The sequence below is a fragment of the Gelidibacter mesophilus DSM 14095 genome (assembly GCF_000423005.1).
GTDB lineage: Bacteria > Bacteroidota > Bacteroidia > Flavobacteriales > Flavobacteriaceae > Gelidibacter > Gelidibacter mesophilus.
This window is the reverse complement of record NZ_AUHD01000004.1, coordinates 346,748-363,135: the sequence shown is the minus strand read 5'-3', so window position 1 is coordinate 363,135 and position 16,388 is coordinate 346,748. Positions and strand designations below refer to the sequence as shown.

18 protein-coding genes are annotated in these 16,388 nt (G+C 36.4%); 10 read left to right on the top strand and 8 right to left on the bottom strand.

The features are described from left to right. Positions 1-69 precede the first annotated feature (69 nt). Positions 70-888, top strand: coding sequence for a M48 family metallopeptidase (locus G525_RS0104955; RefSeq protein ID WP_027125169.1), 819 nt, complete (start codon positions 70-72; stop codon positions 886-888). A gap of 159 nt (positions 889-1,047) precedes the next feature. Beyond that, on the top strand, positions 1,048-2,424 hold the full coding sequence (locus G525_RS0104950) for an MFS transporter (RefSeq protein WP_027125168.1): 1,377 nt from the start codon (positions 1,048-1,050) through the stop codon (positions 2,422-2,424). A 118-nt stretch (positions 2,425-2,542) separates the two neighbouring features. Here the strand turns inward: G525_RS0104950 and G525_RS0104945 are convergent, their stop codons facing one another. The 6 genes from G525_RS0104945 to G525_RS20280 form a co-directional block, all read right to left on the bottom strand. Further along, positions 2,543-3,256, bottom strand: a complete 714-nt coding sequence (locus G525_RS0104945; protein WP_027125167.1) for a head GIN domain-containing protein — start codon at positions 3,254-3,256, stop codon at positions 2,543-2,545. A 43-nt stretch (positions 3,257-3,299) separates the two neighbouring features. Further along, positions 3,300-3,875: a DUF4097 family beta strand repeat-containing protein gene (locus G525_RS22825; RefSeq protein WP_342662734.1), complete on the bottom strand. Its 576-nt coding sequence runs from the start codon at positions 3,873-3,875 to the stop codon at positions 3,300-3,302. Positions 3,876-3,964: 89 nt separating this feature from the next. After that, a complete protein-coding gene (locus G525_RS22820; RefSeq protein ID WP_342662733.1) occupies positions 3,965-4,378 on the bottom strand; it encodes a hypothetical protein in 414 nt (137 codons plus the stop codon). A 10-nt stretch (positions 4,379-4,388) separates the two neighbouring features. Then, entirely contained in the window at positions 4,389-4,946 is a 558-nt protein-coding gene (locus G525_RS0104935; RefSeq protein ID WP_027125166.1) for a hypothetical protein, read from the bottom strand. An 11-nt stretch (positions 4,947-4,957) separates the two neighbouring features. Further along, complete coding sequence (locus G525_RS22880; RefSeq protein WP_425402515.1) at positions 4,958-5,125, bottom strand: RNA polymerase sigma factor; 168 nt, start codon at positions 5,123-5,125, stop codon at positions 4,958-4,960. Next, positions 5,083-5,517 (bottom strand): RNA polymerase sigma factor, encoded by a 435-nt coding sequence (locus G525_RS20280; protein WP_425402514.1) that lies wholly within the window; start codon positions 5,515-5,517, stop codon positions 5,083-5,085. Before G525_RS20280 ends, G525_RS22880 begins: the two co-directional genes overlap by 43 nt. 321 nt (positions 5,518-5,838) lie before the next feature. Between G525_RS20280 and lon the strand changes: the two genes are divergently transcribed. The 3 genes from lon to cmk all read left to right on the top strand — a co-directional run bounded on the left by lon (position 5,839) and on the right by cmk (position 10,151). Next, a complete protein-coding gene (gene lon, locus G525_RS0104925) occupies positions 5,839-8,289 on the top strand; it encodes an endopeptidase La (protein WP_027125165.1) in 2,451 nt (816 codons plus the stop codon). Between the two features lie 116 nt (positions 8,290-8,405). Next, positions 8,406-9,425 (top strand): type IX secretion system protein PorQ, encoded by a 1,020-nt coding sequence (porQ, locus tag G525_RS0104920; protein ID WP_027125164.1) that lies wholly within the window; start codon positions 8,406-8,408, stop codon positions 9,423-9,425. Between the two features lie 33 nt (positions 9,426-9,458). Beyond that, positions 9,459-10,151 carry a (d)CMP kinase gene (gene cmk, locus G525_RS0104915; protein WP_027125163.1) on the top strand — a complete coding sequence of 231 codons (693 nt, stop codon included), beginning with the start codon at positions 9,459-9,461 and terminating at the stop codon, positions 10,149-10,151. Between the two features lie 195 nt (positions 10,152-10,346). Here the strand turns inward: cmk and G525_RS0104910 are convergent, their stop codons facing one another. After that, on the bottom strand, positions 10,347-10,724 hold the full coding sequence (locus G525_RS0104910) for a LysM peptidoglycan-binding domain-containing protein (protein WP_211222915.1): 378 nt from the start codon (positions 10,722-10,724) through the stop codon (positions 10,347-10,349). Positions 10,725-11,011: 287 nt separating this feature from the next. Between G525_RS0104910 and rpsA the strand changes: the two genes are divergently transcribed. The 5 genes from rpsA to G525_RS0104885 all read left to right on the top strand — a co-directional run bounded on the left by rpsA (position 11,012) and on the right by G525_RS0104885 (position 15,964). Next, entirely contained in the window at positions 11,012-12,874 is a 1,863-nt protein-coding gene (gene rpsA, locus G525_RS0104905) for a 30S ribosomal protein S1 (RefSeq protein WP_027125161.1), read from the top strand. 180 nt (positions 12,875-13,054) lie between these two features. Then, the gene (gene pyrR, locus G525_RS0104900; RefSeq protein ID WP_027125160.1) at positions 13,055-13,594 is read left to right on the top strand and encodes a bifunctional pyr operon transcriptional regulator/uracil phosphoribosyltransferase PyrR; all 540 of its coding nucleotides are present in this window, start codon (positions 13,055-13,057) and stop codon (positions 13,592-13,594) included. A 133-nt stretch (positions 13,595-13,727) separates the two neighbouring features. Next, the gene (locus G525_RS0104895; protein ID WP_027125159.1) at positions 13,728-14,657 is read left to right on the top strand and encodes an aspartate carbamoyltransferase catalytic subunit; all 930 of its coding nucleotides are present in this window, start codon (positions 13,728-13,730) and stop codon (positions 14,655-14,657) included. 11 nt (positions 14,658-14,668) lie between these two features. Then, positions 14,669-15,001, top strand: a complete 333-nt coding sequence (locus G525_RS0104890) for a hypothetical protein (protein ID WP_027125158.1) — start codon at positions 14,669-14,671, stop codon at positions 14,999-15,001. A 54-nt stretch (positions 15,002-15,055) separates the two neighbouring features. Continuing rightward, on the top strand, positions 15,056-15,964 hold the full coding sequence (locus tag G525_RS0104885) for a ribonuclease Z (RefSeq protein ID WP_027125157.1): 909 nt from the start codon (positions 15,056-15,058) through the stop codon (positions 15,962-15,964). Here the strand turns inward: G525_RS0104885 and G525_RS0104880 are convergent. Next, complete coding sequence (locus G525_RS0104880; protein ID WP_027125156.1) at positions 15,951-16,370, bottom strand: hypothetical protein; 420 nt, start codon at positions 16,368-16,370, stop codon at positions 15,951-15,953. The two genes, G525_RS0104885 and G525_RS0104880, sit on opposite strands and share 14 nt — an antisense overlap. Positions 16,371-16,388 lie beyond the last annotated feature (18 nt).

Genomic DNA, 16,388 nt, shown 5'->3' with positions numbered 1-16,388 from the left:
ATTTCTTTTTGAGTTAATCAAATAGGGAATGGTTTTTGTAATTTTAAGCCCAAATTAAAAAAATAAAAAATGAATTATAAGAATGCGATAATAGCGACAGGAACGGTTGCTCTTTTTTTATCATGTGCTACAAATCCGTTCACCGGAAATAACACCTTAGCTCTTGTTCCAAATTCACAACTTTTTCCTACTGCATTTGCACAATATGATGAGTTTCTAACAGAGAATAAGGTGGTTAGGGGAACAAAGGATGCTGATATGGTAAAGCGTGTTGGTCAAAAAATAGCCGTAGCCGCTGAACGCTGGTTAGATGCCAACGGATATCAAGGTTATCTAAAAGATTACCAATGGGAATATAATTTGGTTGATGATAAAACGGTCAATGCATGGTGTATGCCAGGCGGTAAGATAGTAGTCTATACAGGTATTTTGCCAGTTTCTCAAGATGAAGCCGGATTAGCTGCCATCATGGGGCATGAAGTATCCCACGCACTCGCGAATCATGGTCAGCAGCGTATGAGTGCGGGAATGTTACAACAATTGGGTGCTGTGGCCGGAAATGTCGTGATCAGTAATCCAGAGACCTTAAATCTATTTAACCAAGCTTATGGTGTGGGGTCTCAAGTAGGCGTAATGCTTCCTTTTAGCAGAAGTCATGAATCTCAGGCCGATGAAATAGGCCTTATTTTAATGGCTATTGCTGGATATGAGCCTTTAGAAGCTGCCAATTTATGGAGGCGCATGAATGCGCAAAGTGGGGGTGAATCGCCACCGGAGTTTTTAAGTACCCATCCTGCCAATGAAACACGGATCAGAAATATTGAAGCACAAGCTGATAAGGCCAGAGCAGAAGCTAGAAAATTTGGAGTGACCACATTTAAGAGCTAATCCATCCTTATTTTAAAATTAATATCTATTTTTAAAAGCTGTTCGTAACCATATTTTGGAGAGAACAGCTTTTTTATTTCCAATTTCTGTTACATTTGCTTTTGATCATACCGGCTTGATTTATTGAGATACCAATAGGAAGCAACTAAATTACCATCAATGAAGCTCCACAAAAAGGGAAGCAAGAAATTATTAAATGCTTGGGCATTTTATGATTGGGCAAATTCTGTTTACACGCTCACCATTGCCTCTTCCATTTTTCCCATATTTTATTCTGCATTGTTTATTTCTGAAGTTAAAATAGTCAGTGCCTTTGGTTTTGAATTTAAAAGCACGGCACTCATTACATTTGTTACCGCATTTACTTTTTTAATTGTTGCCGTCACCTCGCCAATTTTATCGGGTATTGCCGATTATGTAGGTAATAAGAAGAGTTTTATGAAGTTTTTCTGCTATGTGGGTGGCTTGGGATGCATAGGATTATATTGGTTCAATTTAGAACACATCCACTTGAGTTTACTGTTCTATTTTATGGGGTTGATTGGCTATTGGGGCAGTTTGGTATTCTATAACTCCTATCTTCCTGATATCGCATTTCCTGAGCAACAGGACAAAATTAGTGCTAAGGGTTTCTCTTTGGGGTATATAGGGAGTGTTCTTCTGCTACTCTTTAATTTAGCCATGGTGATGAATCCTCAGTTTTTCGGATTTTATATTGATATCGCACCAGATATTTTGGCAACCGGAAACGAGATTGAAATTGAAACAGCCTTAGAAGCAGCCAGAAATAAAGCATCACTGGAGGCTATGAGGGTGGCGTTTATAACAGTAGGACTTTGGTGGATTCTTTTCAGTCAATACACCTTTTATATTTTGCCTAAAGGCGTATCCAACGGACATAAAGTCACTAGAGCTATTGTTTTCAATGGTTTTAAAGAGCTAAAAAAGGTGTGGAAAGCATTGACAGCCAATTTAAGGCTGAAGCGCTATCTCGCTGCCTTTTTTGTTTTTAGTATGGCAGTACAGACCATTATGTTGGTGGCGGTTTATTTTGGTGAAGAAGAAATTGCCTGGGCAGATAGCAGTGACAAAACCATGGGCTTAATCGTGAGCATTTTGATTATTCAATTAGTGGCCGTAGTAGGTGCTATTTTAACTTCTAGAGCTTCTGCGAAATTTGGGAATATAAAAACGCTGATTGTGGTGAATTTTATATGGATGGGCCTTTGTTTTTACGCCTACTTTATGATCACCCCCACGGATTTTTACATCGCTGCCGGTTTTGTTGGATTTGTGATGGGCGGTATCCAATCTTTAGCCCGATCGACCTATTCAAAATTTTTACCGGAAACTAAGGACACCACGTCATACTTTAGTTTTTATGACGTCGCAGAAAAAATTGGAATCGTCATTGGTATGGTCATTTTTGCGACTATTGACCAAATATCAGGAAGTATGCGAAACGCCATTTTGTTCCTTTTTATATTCTTTTTGATTGGTATTATATTATTGTTTAGAGTGCCAAGAACAGAGTAGTTTCTTTATAAATTACCGGTGTGTGTTCTTATGAAAAAAGGGCTCCAATAATCTCCATTATAATTGTTTATAAAATAGTAAGAAAAGGTTATAATAAATTGAAAACAGATTTGTTTTATCAATTACTTATGCTTCCTGAGCCCGCAACTTTTGAATCTTCAGTTTTAGGATTGCCTCTGTACTTAATATCGCCAGATCCAGAAACCCGTGCTATTAAACTTCCATTACAAACGACTTCCGCATCTCCAGAGCCATTTAACGAAACTTCCACGTCATTGGCAATAAGGTTAAAACCATTATAATCGCCAGAGCCTGTAACGCTAGCTTTTAAACTGTTTGTTTGGCCTTTTAAATCCAAATCACCAGACCCGGTAACAGTGGCATCTATTGAAGTTGCAGTGACCTCTAATTTCACATCCCCTGAACCTGCTATTGCGGCCTTGAAATGAGTTGCTGAGATAGGATTTTCATTCCAGACATCACCTGAACCGGCAAGAGATACCGCACTGATTTTCTCAAAAGGAACCGTTATCGTGATAGTTTGATTTCTAGAGGGCTGTAAACTGATTTTATTTTGGGTTGTAACACTTAATGTTCCATTTTTGACTTCGGTAATAATGTATTGCAATAGATTTTCTTCGCCTTCAATTTCAATTTCCCCTTCTTTTCCTGAAACGAGAACATAGTCAAATGAACCAGCAAATTTTACTGCATCATAGTCTGAAGTTGATCGCGTAATGGCGGTTATTTGCCCATTTCCTTTAATTTTCTTTTGTGCTTGGATGGTACTGATGATCAATAGTGCAGCAACTAATAAAATTGAGTTTTTCATAGTGATTTATTTTTAGATGTTTTCGAGATGTCGGGGGATTTTATTAATTAATTTTTTTAAAGGTCACACTTCCATAGTCAGACGTGATTTTAATAAGGTTTTTGGTATTAGGATTCCCATAATGGCCTATATAGTATTTGTCTGACGATTCTATTTTCTTCTTGGAAATCTGAAAGTCTTCATCACCCCTAAGTGACGCATATTCCAGATTAATATCAAAGTTAAATTGGTAGTCAGAATCATAACCTATGGTGACGCCTGTGTAGTCTGAATCGATGGTGACGTTTCCAGCATTGGCAGTCATTCTATCAATTTTTATGGAGCCATAGTCAGAAGTCACTTGTATATTTTTATAAACTTCGCCAAAACGTGCCGTCAAATAATTGCTGTTTCCTTTAATATAGTTTGCTTTTTCAATGGTTATGGATCCGTAATCGCATGTGTAAGTGATGTCTTCAGCTATTTCTACTACTGATTTGGTGTAATCCGCATGAATGTCCAAATTTTTGGTTTTTCCGACTGTAAAGCTACTGTAATCCGCATTTATTTTTCCACTCTTTATATATTTAAAATAACTGTTATTGGTATAATCAAAGGAGATAGAATTATTGTCGGCCATCAATTCCTTGGTAGTGATCTTTCCATAATCACAGTTTATTTTGGCATGCCCATCTAACCGATCTAAATTGATACTACCGTAATTATTGCTTAAATCAACACTATTGGTAATTTTATCAAATAATTGATCTCCATATTGATGTTGTTGTTACTGCCCCAGTTCCACCAGCTACCAGACTTACTTTTACCAAATATGGTTTTTGCTGAAACCATGCTGGAAGAGGCTTGAAAGTTAACATTTATAGTATTCAGTTTTTCTTCTACTTTGTCTAAATCATTACCGTTGGTTTTGATGTTAACCTCAATACTGACCGTGTTCCCAGAATAGGTAATGATATTAATGTTTCCATAACTATTTTGAATTTTTAACAAAGCATCACGGTTTACGGAGAATTCTTTTTTAATGGTCTTTTCTTTGGTATGTTTGCCATTCCAATCGCTTGCAGCAACTGTAAAATGCGAAAGGAGCAAGAATATTGTGAGATGATATAGTCTGATTTTCATAGCGTTGATTTTAAAGTATTGATTGATTTTGTTTTGATTGTTTGAGTTGATTGATGTCTTCAATTGTTTTTAAAACGTTTTCCAAAATGTCAATCCGGCTTTGGAAATTACTGATCATGGCATAAATCACACGTTTATCATTGCCACTTTCTTTTAAATCGATTTTCAGTCTTTCATAATTTGTTTCTAACACATCAATTTGTTTCAAGGCATCTGCCACAAGAACTTCGTTTTCTGGGCTTCTTTGTGCATCTAATTTTTTTAATTCAGAAGAAATGGCGGTTGAGAAAAATTCTTGTGTTTGCGAAAATTCTTGTGATACACTTGCCAATCCACTGGCTTCAGGTTTATTTTGTAAAAAGACAAACATCCCAAAACATATAATTATCGATGCGGCAATTGCTAGGAGAGGTTTTAAAAACGCGTTTTTTGAATTTTCTTTAGGTCTATGGATTTGGTTGTGTTTCAGCTTCTCCAAAAAGCGTGCTTTATGGCCTTCGTTTGGTGCTTCCAAATCAAAATCACCATCTATATTCCTAAAAAGTTTATCAATTTCGTCTGTTTTCATGTTTTCATTTTTTAAAATCCAACCGTCGGATTTAATTTTTGCCTAAGGCTGTCTTTCGCTCTAGAGATTATCGTTCTACAATTGGCATAAGAGATATTCATAATTTTACTTATTTCTTCATAATCATAACCTTCAATTAGAAATAAGGTAACGCTAACTGATAGTTTTCTTTTAGGCATTTCATGCATTCCACTATTTGGGCAGCCTTAATCGTGGTCCATTCGTAGTCTTCAACTATTCCTTGTGAATCTTCAACTGTATAAAGAACATCATCTAACCGGACCTCATTGTATTTTGAATTTTTATGATAATAACTGATGCTATTATTCACCACAATTCGCTTTAACCACGGCCCGAACATTGAAAAGTCTTTAAGGGTTTCGAGCTTTGAAAAAGCCGTCAAAAAAGAATCTTGCATAATATCCTCTGCCGAGAAATTATCCTTTACAATTCTCAAGCTTGTATTGTACATGGCCTTAAAATATCGGTTATAAACCTCCATTTGTGCATGTTGATTGCCACTTTTGCACTGCTCAAGTAAAATACTGATATGTTGTTGGTTGGGTGTCAATAAAACAATGGGTTTATTATAAAGATATAATTAATTAAACTTTGTTACACTTTTAGATAAAAAAGGATCCAAATAATCTGTCTGCCTGTAGGCAGGCAAATTCCAGATGCGATTTCAAATTCAAATTCAAGCTTAACCCTGAGCTTTTAACTTTGAACTTTAAATACATATCAGAACTATGGCATAACTATTGGAAAGATATCTATTCAATATCAAGAATTGATATGTTAACCTCTTGATTACTAGCGGTTAATTTATTGTCTTAACACCCAAAGAAACAACATTATGTCAATGTTATGACATAATGACCTTTAATATAATATGAAAGAATCTAAATTTTTAAGTCTTGACAGTTTGTCATTTCAGGAGTTTGATGAAAACTCCGAGTTAATTCCATTGATGACACCTGAAGACGAAGAGCAAATAAACAACGAAGAATTACCGGCTACTTTATCCATTTTACCTTTACGGAATACGGTTTTATTTCCGGGGGTGGTTATTCCAATTACAGCTGGAAGGGATAAATCCATTAAACTGATCAATGATGCCAATAAAGGCAGCAAAGTTATTGGAGTGGTTTCTCAAAAAGATGGAAGTATAGAAGATCCGGAAGGAAAAGATGTTTTCAAAACAGGTACTGTTGCGCGTATTCTTCGTGTTCTTAAAATGCCTGATGGTAATACAACCATTATTATTCAAGGAAAAAAGCGCTTTGAAATTGACCAGGTCATGACAGAGGAGCCGTATATCACAGCAACAGTTAAAGATGTTGCCGAGGCTAAACCTGCTGAAGATAACGAGGAATTTTCTGCTATTATAGAATCCATTAAGGATTTAGCACTTCAAATTATAAAGGAAAGCCCAAATATTCCATCGGAAGCTAGTTTTGCCATCAAGAATATTGAAAGTAACTCATTTTTAGTAAATTTCGTGTCGTCAAACATGAATCTTTCTGTTGAAGAAAAGCAGAAATTGTTGGAAATCAATGATTTGAAGGAGCGTGCATTGGCTACCTTAAAATTCATGAACGTTGAATTCCAAAAGATGGAACTTAAAAACGACATCCAATCCAAGGTTCAAAGTGATATGAACCAGCAGCAACGTGAATATTTCCTACATCAACAAATGAAGACCATCCAGGAAGAATTGGGTGGGGTTTCTTACGATGAAGAGATTGATGAAATGAAAGAACGTTCGAAATCCAAAAAATGGAATGAGAAAGTTGATAATCATTTTCAAAAGGAGTTGATGAAGCTGCAACGCATGAATCCGCAAGTGGCAGAATACTCCATTCAGAGAAATTATTTGGATCTTTTCCTTGAATTACCCTGGAATGAGTTTAGCAAGGATAAATTCGATTTGAAGAGAGCAAAACGCATCTTGGATCGTGACCATTACGGACTCGACGATGTGAAGAGGAGAATTATCGAATATTTGGCAGTTTTAAAGCTACGTAATGACATGAAATCGCCTATTCTTTGTCTATACGGCCCTCCAGGAGTAGGGAAGACCTCTTTGGGGAAATCGGTAGCTGAAGCTTTAGGTCGTGAATATGTCAGGATGTCTTTAGGTGGATTACGTGATGAAGCAGAAATTCGTGGACATAGAAAAACCTATATCGGTGCAATGCCAGGAAGAATTCTTCAAAGTTTGAAAAAAGCAGGGACTTCTAATCCGGTATTTGTTTTAGATGAAATTGATAAGTTATCCAACAGTCATCAAGGAGATCCTTCTTCTGCGATGTTGGAAGTTTTGGATCCGGAACAGAATGCTGAGTTCCATGACAACTTTCTTGAAATGGGCTTTGACCTTTCTAAAGTCATGTTCATTGCCACGGCAAATAGCTTGAGCACCATTCAGCCAGCACTATTGGACCGTATGGAAATTATTGATGTCACGGGTTATACCATTGAAGAAAAGGTAGAAATTGCCAAACGTCATCTCTTGCCAAAACAAATTAAGGAACATGGTTTAACAGATAAAGATCTGAAAATTGCCAAACCACAATTAGAAAAAATCGTTGAAGGTTATACAAGAGAATCTGGCGTCAGAGGACTCGAGAAACAATTAGCTAAAATGGTGCGTTTCGCTGCCAAAAACATTGCGATGGAAGAGGAATATAACAAAAAGGTCTCCAATGAAGATGTTTTGGAAGTATTGGGCTCTCCAAGAATGGAACGTGACAAATATGAAAATAATAATGTTGCAGGCGTAGTTACAGGGTTGGCTTGGACCAGAGTGGGAGGTGATATTTTATTTATTGAATCCATACTCTCAAAAGGAAAAGGTACTTTAACCATTACGGGTAATCTCGGAACGGTTATGAAGGAATCCGCAACAATTGCCATGGAATATATAAAGTCTAACGCTGAAGAATTTGGCATTGATCCCAATGTTTTTGAGAAATACAATGTGCATATTCACGTGCCGGAAGGAGCAACTCCAAAGGATGGTCCGAGTGCAGGTGTCACGATGTTAACGTCTTTGGTGTCATTATTCACACAGCGAAAAGTCAAAAACAATTTAGCGATGACGGGTGAAATTACCTTAAGAGGTAAGGTATTGCCAGTGGGAGGGATAAAGGAGAAAATTTTAGCTGCGAAACGCGCGCGCATTAAGGAAATTCTACTTTGCGAGGATAACAGACGCGATATTGAGGAAATTAAACCTGAGTATTTGAAAGGCTTAACCTTTCATTATGTTACGGATATGAGTGATGTTTTAAAATACGCCTTAACCGATCAGAAAGTCAAGAATGCAAAAGCATTATAATAAGACATTTACTATTTTGTCAATTAAACGGTAACAATTTGTTGCCGTTTTTTTTGATTCACAAATAAAATAATCATATTAGCGTTTTAAGTAAGAAATACTACTTTTGCCATTCTATGACCAAGAGGATTACTGTTTTATTCTTTATCGTTTCGAACATCACAGTTTTCGCGCAACTAGGTGGCGCATCTACCTATCAATTTTTAAATCTTGTCTCTTCTCCGCGTCAGGCGGCGTTGGGAGGAAAGGTGATCACCAATTTTGATTACGATGTTACAGGAGCTTTATACAATCCTGCAACTATAAATCCTGAAATGGACAATCAATTGGCATTAAATTATTCCAGTTATTTGGGGGGTATCAGTTATGGCACGGGCGCTTATGCCTATACCTGGGACCGGCATGTGCAAACATTTCATGTTGGGATGACCTATATTAATTATGGAGAATTTGATGGTTATGATGAGAGTGGCATGCCTACCGGAACCTTTACAGGGAATGAAGCCGCTTTGTCTTTTGGTTATTCGTTTAAAATTCCCCATTCTGATTTTTATGTAGGGGCGAGCGCAAAATTGATAACATCAAAACTAGAACGCTACAATTCGATTGGTGGTGCCATTGATATAGGGGTAATTTATATTAATGAAGATCTTGATTTCCATGCGGCGTTGACCGTTAGAAATTTTGGAACTCAATTTACAACCTATGCGGGTCTTAATGAAAAACTGCCACTCGAAGTCAATTTTGGACTTTCTCAAACCTTACAACATGTGCCGCTAAGATGGCATTTAACATTTGATAATTTACAACAATGGCCCATTAATTTTTCTAATCCGGCAAGGGCAACAACAGATTTGGATGGTAACCAAACCCAAGAAAAAATAGGTTTTTTAAACGAAGTGATGCGACATACGATCATTGGCGCAGAACTTTTTCCTGATCGTGGTTTTAGTCTCCGATTTGGTTATAATTTTAGACGAGCAGAAGAGCTACGGATTGTCGACGAACGGAACTTTTCAGGACTTTCGTTCGGGATGGGAATTAAGCTCAATAAAATGCGATTTAGTTACACCCATGCACGTTATTCGGGCGCATCAAATACTAATTTTTTTGGACTCCAAATAGATTTGAGATAATTTAGAAGATTTGGGTCTATAGATAGAATAAATATGAAGAAGATTACTATTGCCATTGACGGTTTTTCATCAACAGGAAAAAGTACGGTTGCCAAACAATTGGCCAGAGTTTTAGGGTATGTCTATGTGGATTCTGGTGCTATGTATAGAGCAGTGACCTTATATGCCATGCAGAATCAAATGATATCTAAGGATTATTTTGATGTTGAAAAGTTGATTGCCAACTTAGGTGCTATTAAACTCAGTTTTAAGTACAATGACACATTAGGATTTGCTGAAATGTATTTGAATGGTGTAAATGTTGAAAATGAGATCCGGACTTTGGAGGTCTCGCAATCGGTAAGTCAAGTCGCTGAAATTTCAGAAGTAAGACGTATGTTGGTCTTGCAACAACAGCAAATGGGGCAGGAGAAAGGTGTTGTAATGGATGGTCGCGATATTGGAACGGTGGTTTTTCCAGAAGCTGAATTAAAGTTTTTTATGACTGCTTCCGCAGAAACGAGAGCCAAAAGACGCTATAAAGAACTGCTTGAAAGAAATGACGATGTGAGCTATGAAGACGTCTTAAAAAATGTTGAATCGCGAGATTTAATTGATTCTACAAGAGAAGATTCACCTTTAATGAAGGCTGATGATGCCATAGAAATTGATAATTCTAACCTATCATTGACAGTACAGTTTGAGAAGCTCTATGCTTTGGCAAAAAATGCGATTGAGCACGAATAAAATTAAAGTCCTAAGTTTCGAATTCAAAGATATTATAAACTTTCATAGCTGTTCTAGGACGGATTCTAATTTATTAAGTTCTTTCTAGAACAAATTATTTTTTTGCCTAAAAATTGTCGTTCCGAAGGTCTAATTCATTTAGCATAAAAAAACGACCCAACAGGTCGTTTTTGATAATGCTATAGCGCGGATGATTTATTCATTTGGTATAATAAGTTCTTGATCGGGATGGATAAGGTCAGGGTTTTTCAGGATGTCAGAATTTGCTTTAAAGATCTTTTGGTATTTGGATGCATCACCATAATACTGCTTGGCTATTTTGCCAAGGGTTTCTCCTGATTTTACTGTGTGTCTTGCAAAGACAGAAGTGTCGGCCACTTTAATGTCTGCTTTGATGTCTGAAGGATTTTCACCACCAACTGCCTTTATTTTATCCCAAAGTAGATTTTTTTCATACTGATTTTTTGCAGTGCCCTTAATCTTTAAGACCCCATTTTCTTCAGAAACATCGCCATTTTGAATATTTAGTTCCTTTCCGAGATCTAAAACACTTTGATACTTAGATTTTACCATGATAATTATTTTTTATAAATTAATGTAAATGTAAATATATTGAAATATTATCTTAAATAGTAACGCTATCGCTATCAATGTTTAACGGATCCAAATCAGCGGTTAGAGGTCTCAATTATAGTTCAGTAAATAATTTGTAAATCAGAAAATAATATTGTATTTTTGCACTCCTTTTAGCGGTACCCGTGGAAGATAAAAGGAATAAAAGAAAAAAGCAAATAACACTTCTGTGTGTTGATCGCATAAAACTTCCAAAAACACTCAGAATACAAACTAGTATTCAGCAAATGTCTGAAAAAGAAACAAATCAAGCCGAAGTAGAAACTACGGAAGCAACAGAAACAGCAGTAAACACTCAAACTACTGAAAAAACAGCTCCTAAAGTATCAGAAGCACAAGCAAACCCTGAAAAATTCCTAGCAGATTTCAACTGGCACAATTACGAAGAAGGTATTGAGCAAGTAGATGACAAAAAACTTCAGGAATTTGAAAAATTAGTATCAGAAAATTTCGTGGATACCCTAGACGATGAAGTTGTTGAAGGTGTAGTGATCCATATTACTGATCGTGATGCTATTATTGATATCAACGCAAAATCGGAAGGTGTAATCTCTCTTAACGAGTTCCGTTACAACCCGAATTTAAAAGTTGGTGATAAAGTAGAAGTATTAATAGATGTACGTGAAGACGCTAACGGACAGTTGGTATTATCTCATCGTAAAGCTAGAGTAATCAAAGCGTGGGATCGTGTAAACAATGCACATGACACTGGCGAAATTGTAAATGGTTTTGTTAAATGTCGTACTAAAGGTGGGATGATCGTTGACGTATTTGGTATTGAAGCATTCTTGCCAGGTTCTCAAATTGATGTGAAACCTATTAGAGATTACGATCAATACGTTAATAAAACAATGGAATTTAAAGTTGTGAAAATCAACCACGAATTCAAAAACATTGTGGTTTCTCATAAAGCGCTTATTGAAGCCGATATTGAAGAGCAGAAAAAAGAAATCATCAGCCAATTAGAAAAAGGACAAGTATTGGAAGGTGTTGTGAAAAACATTACGTCTTACGGTGTCTTTATCGATCTTGGTGGTGTTGATGGATTGGTTCATATTACTGATCTTTCTTGGTCACGTATCAACCATCCAAACGAAATTGTTGAATTGGATCAAAAACTTAATGTAGTAATCCTTGATTTTGATGAAGATAAATCAAGAATCCAATTAGGTTTAAAACAATTGAGCAAGCATCCTTGGGAAGCTTTAGGCGACACTGTAAAAGTTGGCGACAAAGTCAAAGGAAAAGTGGTTGTTATTGCTGACTACGGTGCATTTATTGAAGTAGAAGAAGGTGTTGAAGGCTTGGTTCACGTAAGTGAAATGTCTTGGTCAACGCATTTACGATCTGCTCAAGATTTCGTAAACGTAGGTGATGAAATTGAAGCGGTTATTTTAACTCTTGATAGAGAAGACCGTAAAATGTCATTGGGAATCAAACAATTGACTCCAGATCCATGGACTGATATTACTAGTAAATACCCAGTAGGCTCTAAGCACACAGGTATTGTACGTAACTTCACAAACTTTGGTGTGTTTGTTGAATTGGAAGAAGGTATTGACGGATTGATTTATATCTCCGATCTATCTTGGACTAAGAAAATCAAGCATCCAAGTGAGTTCTGTAACGTAGGTGATAACTTAGATGTTGTGGTATTGGAATTAGATGTTGAAGGACGTAAATTAAGTTTAGGTCACAAACAAACCACTGACAATCCTTGGGATAAATACGAAACTGAATTTGCTCTTGGAACGACGCACAAAGCAGAAATTTCTGAAATGGTAGATAAAGGTGCAACAGTTGAATTTAACGAAGATATCGTTGCATTCGTACCGTCACGTCATTTAGAAATGGAAGATGGTAAGAAATTGAAAAAAGGTGACACTGCTGAATTCAAGATTATTGAGTTCAATAAAGAGTTCAAACGTGTTGTTGCTTCTCATACTGCTATCTTTAAACAAGAAGAGATTGCTAACGTAAAAGCGGCTGTTGCTAAAGCGGAAGCTTCTGCAGCAGAGTCAAAACCAACTCTCGGTGATGCCAATGATGCTTTACAAGCTCTTAAAGATAAAATGGACGGGAAGAAATAATTAATTTCTGCGAAGGCAGGAATCTTATGAATTTCAGTTTTAATCTAATAATCAAAGCCTTCAACTTATGTTGAAGGCTTTTTTATTTTATACGGGCGTACTTTGAGTCTTATGATCATAAAACCATTGCCCACAAGAATTTTTATCCTAAATTTGTAAACCAAATACGTTTGGAAAACTATGAGCCAAAAAGTTCTACTTAACGCAAAAGAGATCAACATCATTCTTCATCGATTGGCTTGTCAACTGATTGAAAAACATAACGACTTTACCAATACCGTTCTAATAGGTCTGCAACCAAGAGGGAAATTCTTGGCCAATCGATTAGCTCAAATATTGAAGAACGATTATAAGATAAAACACATTCAATTAGGACACTTGGACATCACTTTTTTTAGAGACGATTTCCGTCGTGGTGAAAAACCATTGGAAGCAAATACCACAGAAATTAATTTTATAGTTGAGGATAAGAACATTGTCTTTATTGATGATGTGCTCTATACGGGAAGAAGTATTCGTGCCGCATTGACCGCCATTCAATCTTTTGGTAGACCCAACGAAATTGAGTTACTGACCTTAATAGATAGAAGATTCAGCAGACATTTACCAATCCAACCCAATTATAGAGGACGGCAGGTAGATGCTATTAACGAAGAAAAGGTAAAGGTAAATTGGGTAGAACACGGTGGGGAAGATGCCGTTTATTTAGTCAAAAGCTAAATATGGATAGCGAACAATTGTTTTTAAGAGATAGGAAAACTTCAGAAAACAGGGAGAAGGTGATCGTGGCTTTTGTTTTTAATTGAGTTCCTTAAGAATAACGAATAGGAATAAATAATAAATAATACCGACAATGAGCGAATTAAGTGTCAATCACTTATTGGGAATAAAATATCTAAATTCACAGGATATTCAACTGATTTTTGAAACTGCAGATCATTTTAAGGAAGTCATTAACAGACCCATAAAAAAAGTACCTTCATTAAGAGATATTACTATTGCTAACTTATTTTTTGAAAATTCCACACGTACCAAATTATCTTTTGAACTAGCAGAGAAGCGGCTTTCTGCAGACGTCATTAACTTTTCGGCATCACAATCTTCAGTAAAAAAAGGAGAAACTTTAATTGACACTGTCAACAATATACTTGCCATGAAAGTAGATATGGTGGTCATGCGCCATCCAAATCCCGGAGCTAGTGTATTCCTATCCCAACATGTTAACGCAAGTATTATTAATGCTGGAGATGGCGCTCATGAACACCCAACACAAGCTTTATTGGACAGTTACTCTATTAGAGAGCGTCTGGGTAAGGTACAAGGTAAAAATGTGGTTATTGTAGGCGATATTTTGCACAGTCGTGTGGCTCTTTCCAATATTTTTGCGCTACAGCTACAAGGGGCCAACGTGATGGTGTGCGGACCAAAAACCTTATTGCCAAAATATATAGATAAACTAGGCGTGAAGGTGGAGACCAATCTAAAAAAAGCACTCCAATGGTGTGATGTTGCCAATATGCTTCGGGTGCAGAATGAGCGAATGGATATGACCTATTTTCCATCTACGAGAGAATATACACAACAATATGGTGTCAATAAGGCTTTGCTGAATTCTCTCGATAAGGAAATCACAATAATGCACCCAGGACCTATTAATCGGGGTGTAGAAATCACGAGTGATGTGGCCGATTCCAAACAAGCCATTATATTGGATCAAGTTCAAAATGGCGTTGCAATTAGGATGGCTGTTATATATTTATTAGCTTCTAAGATTAAACACTAAACCCAACGATTATGATTTTTGATAAAGAGAACAACACAACCATCATTACACAAGAAAAAAGCACCATTATTGAATTGGTTAAAAAACTTCAGGCAACCTATCCAAGATTCGAAAATGATAATGTCATCATTAATTTATCTGTTTTAAAACAAATTGGTTTGCAGGACATTGTGGAGTTTTTGGAAGTTTCAAACAGGCATCGTCGGGCAAAACATTCATTTGTTATCGTTTCAAGTCAAGCAAATCTAGACGACATGCCGGATGAAATTGTTGTGGTGCCAACCTTAAAAGAAGCCTATGACGTCATTGAAATGGAAGAAATGGAACGGGATCTTGGAATTTAAAAATTTAAGGTTTAGATGCTAAACTATAAAACTCCTGACTTCTAAACTATAAAAATGAAACTTACAATTCTTGGCTGCTTCAGTGCCACGCCACGTAAAGATACCAATCCAACCTCACAGGTTTTGGAAATCAATAACCATTTATTTATGATTGATTGTGGCGAAGGTTCTCAGGTGGAATTACGCCGCAACAAAATCAAGTTTTCCAGAATAAAACACATTTTCATATCCCATTTACATGGCGATCACTTCTTCGGGTTGGTTGGATTGATTTCCACATTCCGGTTATTGACCAGAGAAACCGAATTACATATCCATTGTCCGAAAGGTTTGAAGGAAGTCATCACCTTACAGATGAAGTTGGCTGATTCGTGGACCAACTACCCACTTTATTTCCATGAATTAACTTCTAATACCTCAGAACTTATTTTTGAAGATGACAAGGTAGCGGTATGGACCATACCTTTAGATCATCGTATTTATACGAATGGATTTTTGTTTAAGGAGAAAGAAGGCGAACGACATTTACACCTCCCTTCCGTTTTAGAAGCTAATATTGACGTGGCTTATTACAACAAATTGAAACAGGGCCATGATGTACTGAATAATGATGGGATCCTTATCGACCATAAAAAAGTAACTTTGCCCCCAAACCCTCCTAAAAGCTATGCCTTTTGTAGTGATACTGCGTATAAAGAAGATATTGTTTCAATTATAAAAAATGTAGATGTCTTATATCATGAATCTACTTTTTTGGATAAACACGCGCATTTGGCACCAAAAACCAAACATTCTACTGCAAAAGAAGCGGCACTCATTGCGAAAAAAGCAAATGTAAAAACTTTGATTTTAGGTCATTATTCAACGCGGTATGAAGACTTGAACGCTTTTAAATTAGAAGCGCAGACGATTTTTAAACCCGTTAAATTGGCAAAGGATGGGCTGCATTTCAATTTTGACTAAATTCCCTAAGATGTTTCACCCAGGTCAAGGCCTCTTCTAAATGATCACACCGCTTCAGACTTATTTTTGCAAATTGTTTCTCAATTGATGCATTGATGTACCCAAAATCATTGTAGGTGACGGTCGCAATAGCGCTGATGAAGTTGAATTCCTGATGGAATCTTTGCCATAATTGTGGATCAGTGGAGTAGGAATTAACGCGATTTGAAATGTAAGCAATCTCGAATTCGCCACTATAATAATCTAAAGTTGCTCCAATAACTTCCAGAATTTTATCCCAATCAAAGTGTATGCCTTCATGTAATTCTGAGAGGATAAAGTTCTCAAAGAAATATAAATCACCAAATGAAAATTCTATTTTTGAATGCTCTAATAAGTTAAAATATTTACTTTCTTGAAATCGCATTTAAGACAAATTATGCCT

Bases quoted from the DNA above. Each gene is read 5' to 3' on its own strand.
- G525_RS0104955 (WP_027125169.1), top strand. From the start codon at position 70: ATGAATTATAAGAATGCGATAATAGCGACAGGAACGGTTGCTCTTTTT.
- G525_RS0104950 (WP_027125168.1), top strand. From the start codon at position 1,048: ATGAAGCTCCACAAAAAGGGAAGCAAGAAATTATTAAATGCTTGGGCA.
- G525_RS0104945 (WP_027125167.1), bottom strand. From the start codon at position 3,256: ATGAAAAACTCAATTTTATTAGTTGCTGCACTATTGATCATCAGTACC.
- G525_RS22825 (WP_342662734.1), bottom strand. From the start codon at position 3,875: ATGGCCGACAATAATTCTATCTCCTTTGATTATACCAATAACAGTTAT.
- G525_RS22820 (WP_342662733.1), bottom strand. From the start codon at position 4,378: ATGAAAATCAGACTATATCATCTCACAATATTCTTGCTCCTTTCGCAT.
- G525_RS0104935 (WP_027125166.1), bottom strand. From the start codon at position 4,946: ATGAAAACAGACGAAATTGATAAACTTTTTAGGAATATAGATGGTGAT.
- G525_RS22880 (WP_425402515.1), bottom strand. From the start codon at position 5,125: ATGCCTAAAAGAAAACTATCAGTTAGCGTTACCTTATTTCTAATTGAA.
- lon (WP_027125165.1), top strand. From the start codon at position 5,839: ATGAAAGAATCTAAATTTTTAAGTCTTGACAGTTTGTCATTTCAGGAG.
- porQ (WP_027125164.1), top strand. From the start codon at position 8,406: ATGACCAAGAGGATTACTGTTTTATTCTTTATCGTTTCGAACATCACA.
- cmk (WP_027125163.1), top strand. From the start codon at position 9,459: ATGAAGAAGATTACTATTGCCATTGACGGTTTTTCATCAACAGGAAAA.
- G525_RS0104910 (WP_211222915.1), bottom strand. From the start codon at position 10,724: ATGGTAAAATCTAAGTATCAAAGTGTTTTAGATCTCGGAAAGGAACTA.
- rpsA (WP_027125161.1), top strand. From the start codon at position 11,012: ATGTCTGAAAAAGAAACAAATCAAGCCGAAGTAGAAACTACGGAAGCA.
- pyrR (WP_027125160.1), top strand. From the start codon at position 13,055: ATGAGCCAAAAAGTTCTACTTAACGCAAAAGAGATCAACATCATTCTT.
- G525_RS0104895 (WP_027125159.1), top strand. From the start codon at position 13,728: ATGAGCGAATTAAGTGTCAATCACTTATTGGGAATAAAATATCTAAAT.
- G525_RS0104890 (WP_027125158.1), top strand. From the start codon at position 14,669: ATGATTTTTGATAAAGAGAACAACACAACCATCATTACACAAGAAAAA.
- G525_RS0104885 (WP_027125157.1), top strand. From the start codon at position 15,056: ATGAAACTTACAATTCTTGGCTGCTTCAGTGCCACGCCACGTAAAGAT.
- G525_RS0104880 (WP_027125156.1), bottom strand. From the start codon at position 16,370: ATGCGATTTCAAGAAAGTAAATATTTTAACTTATTAGAGCATTCAAAA.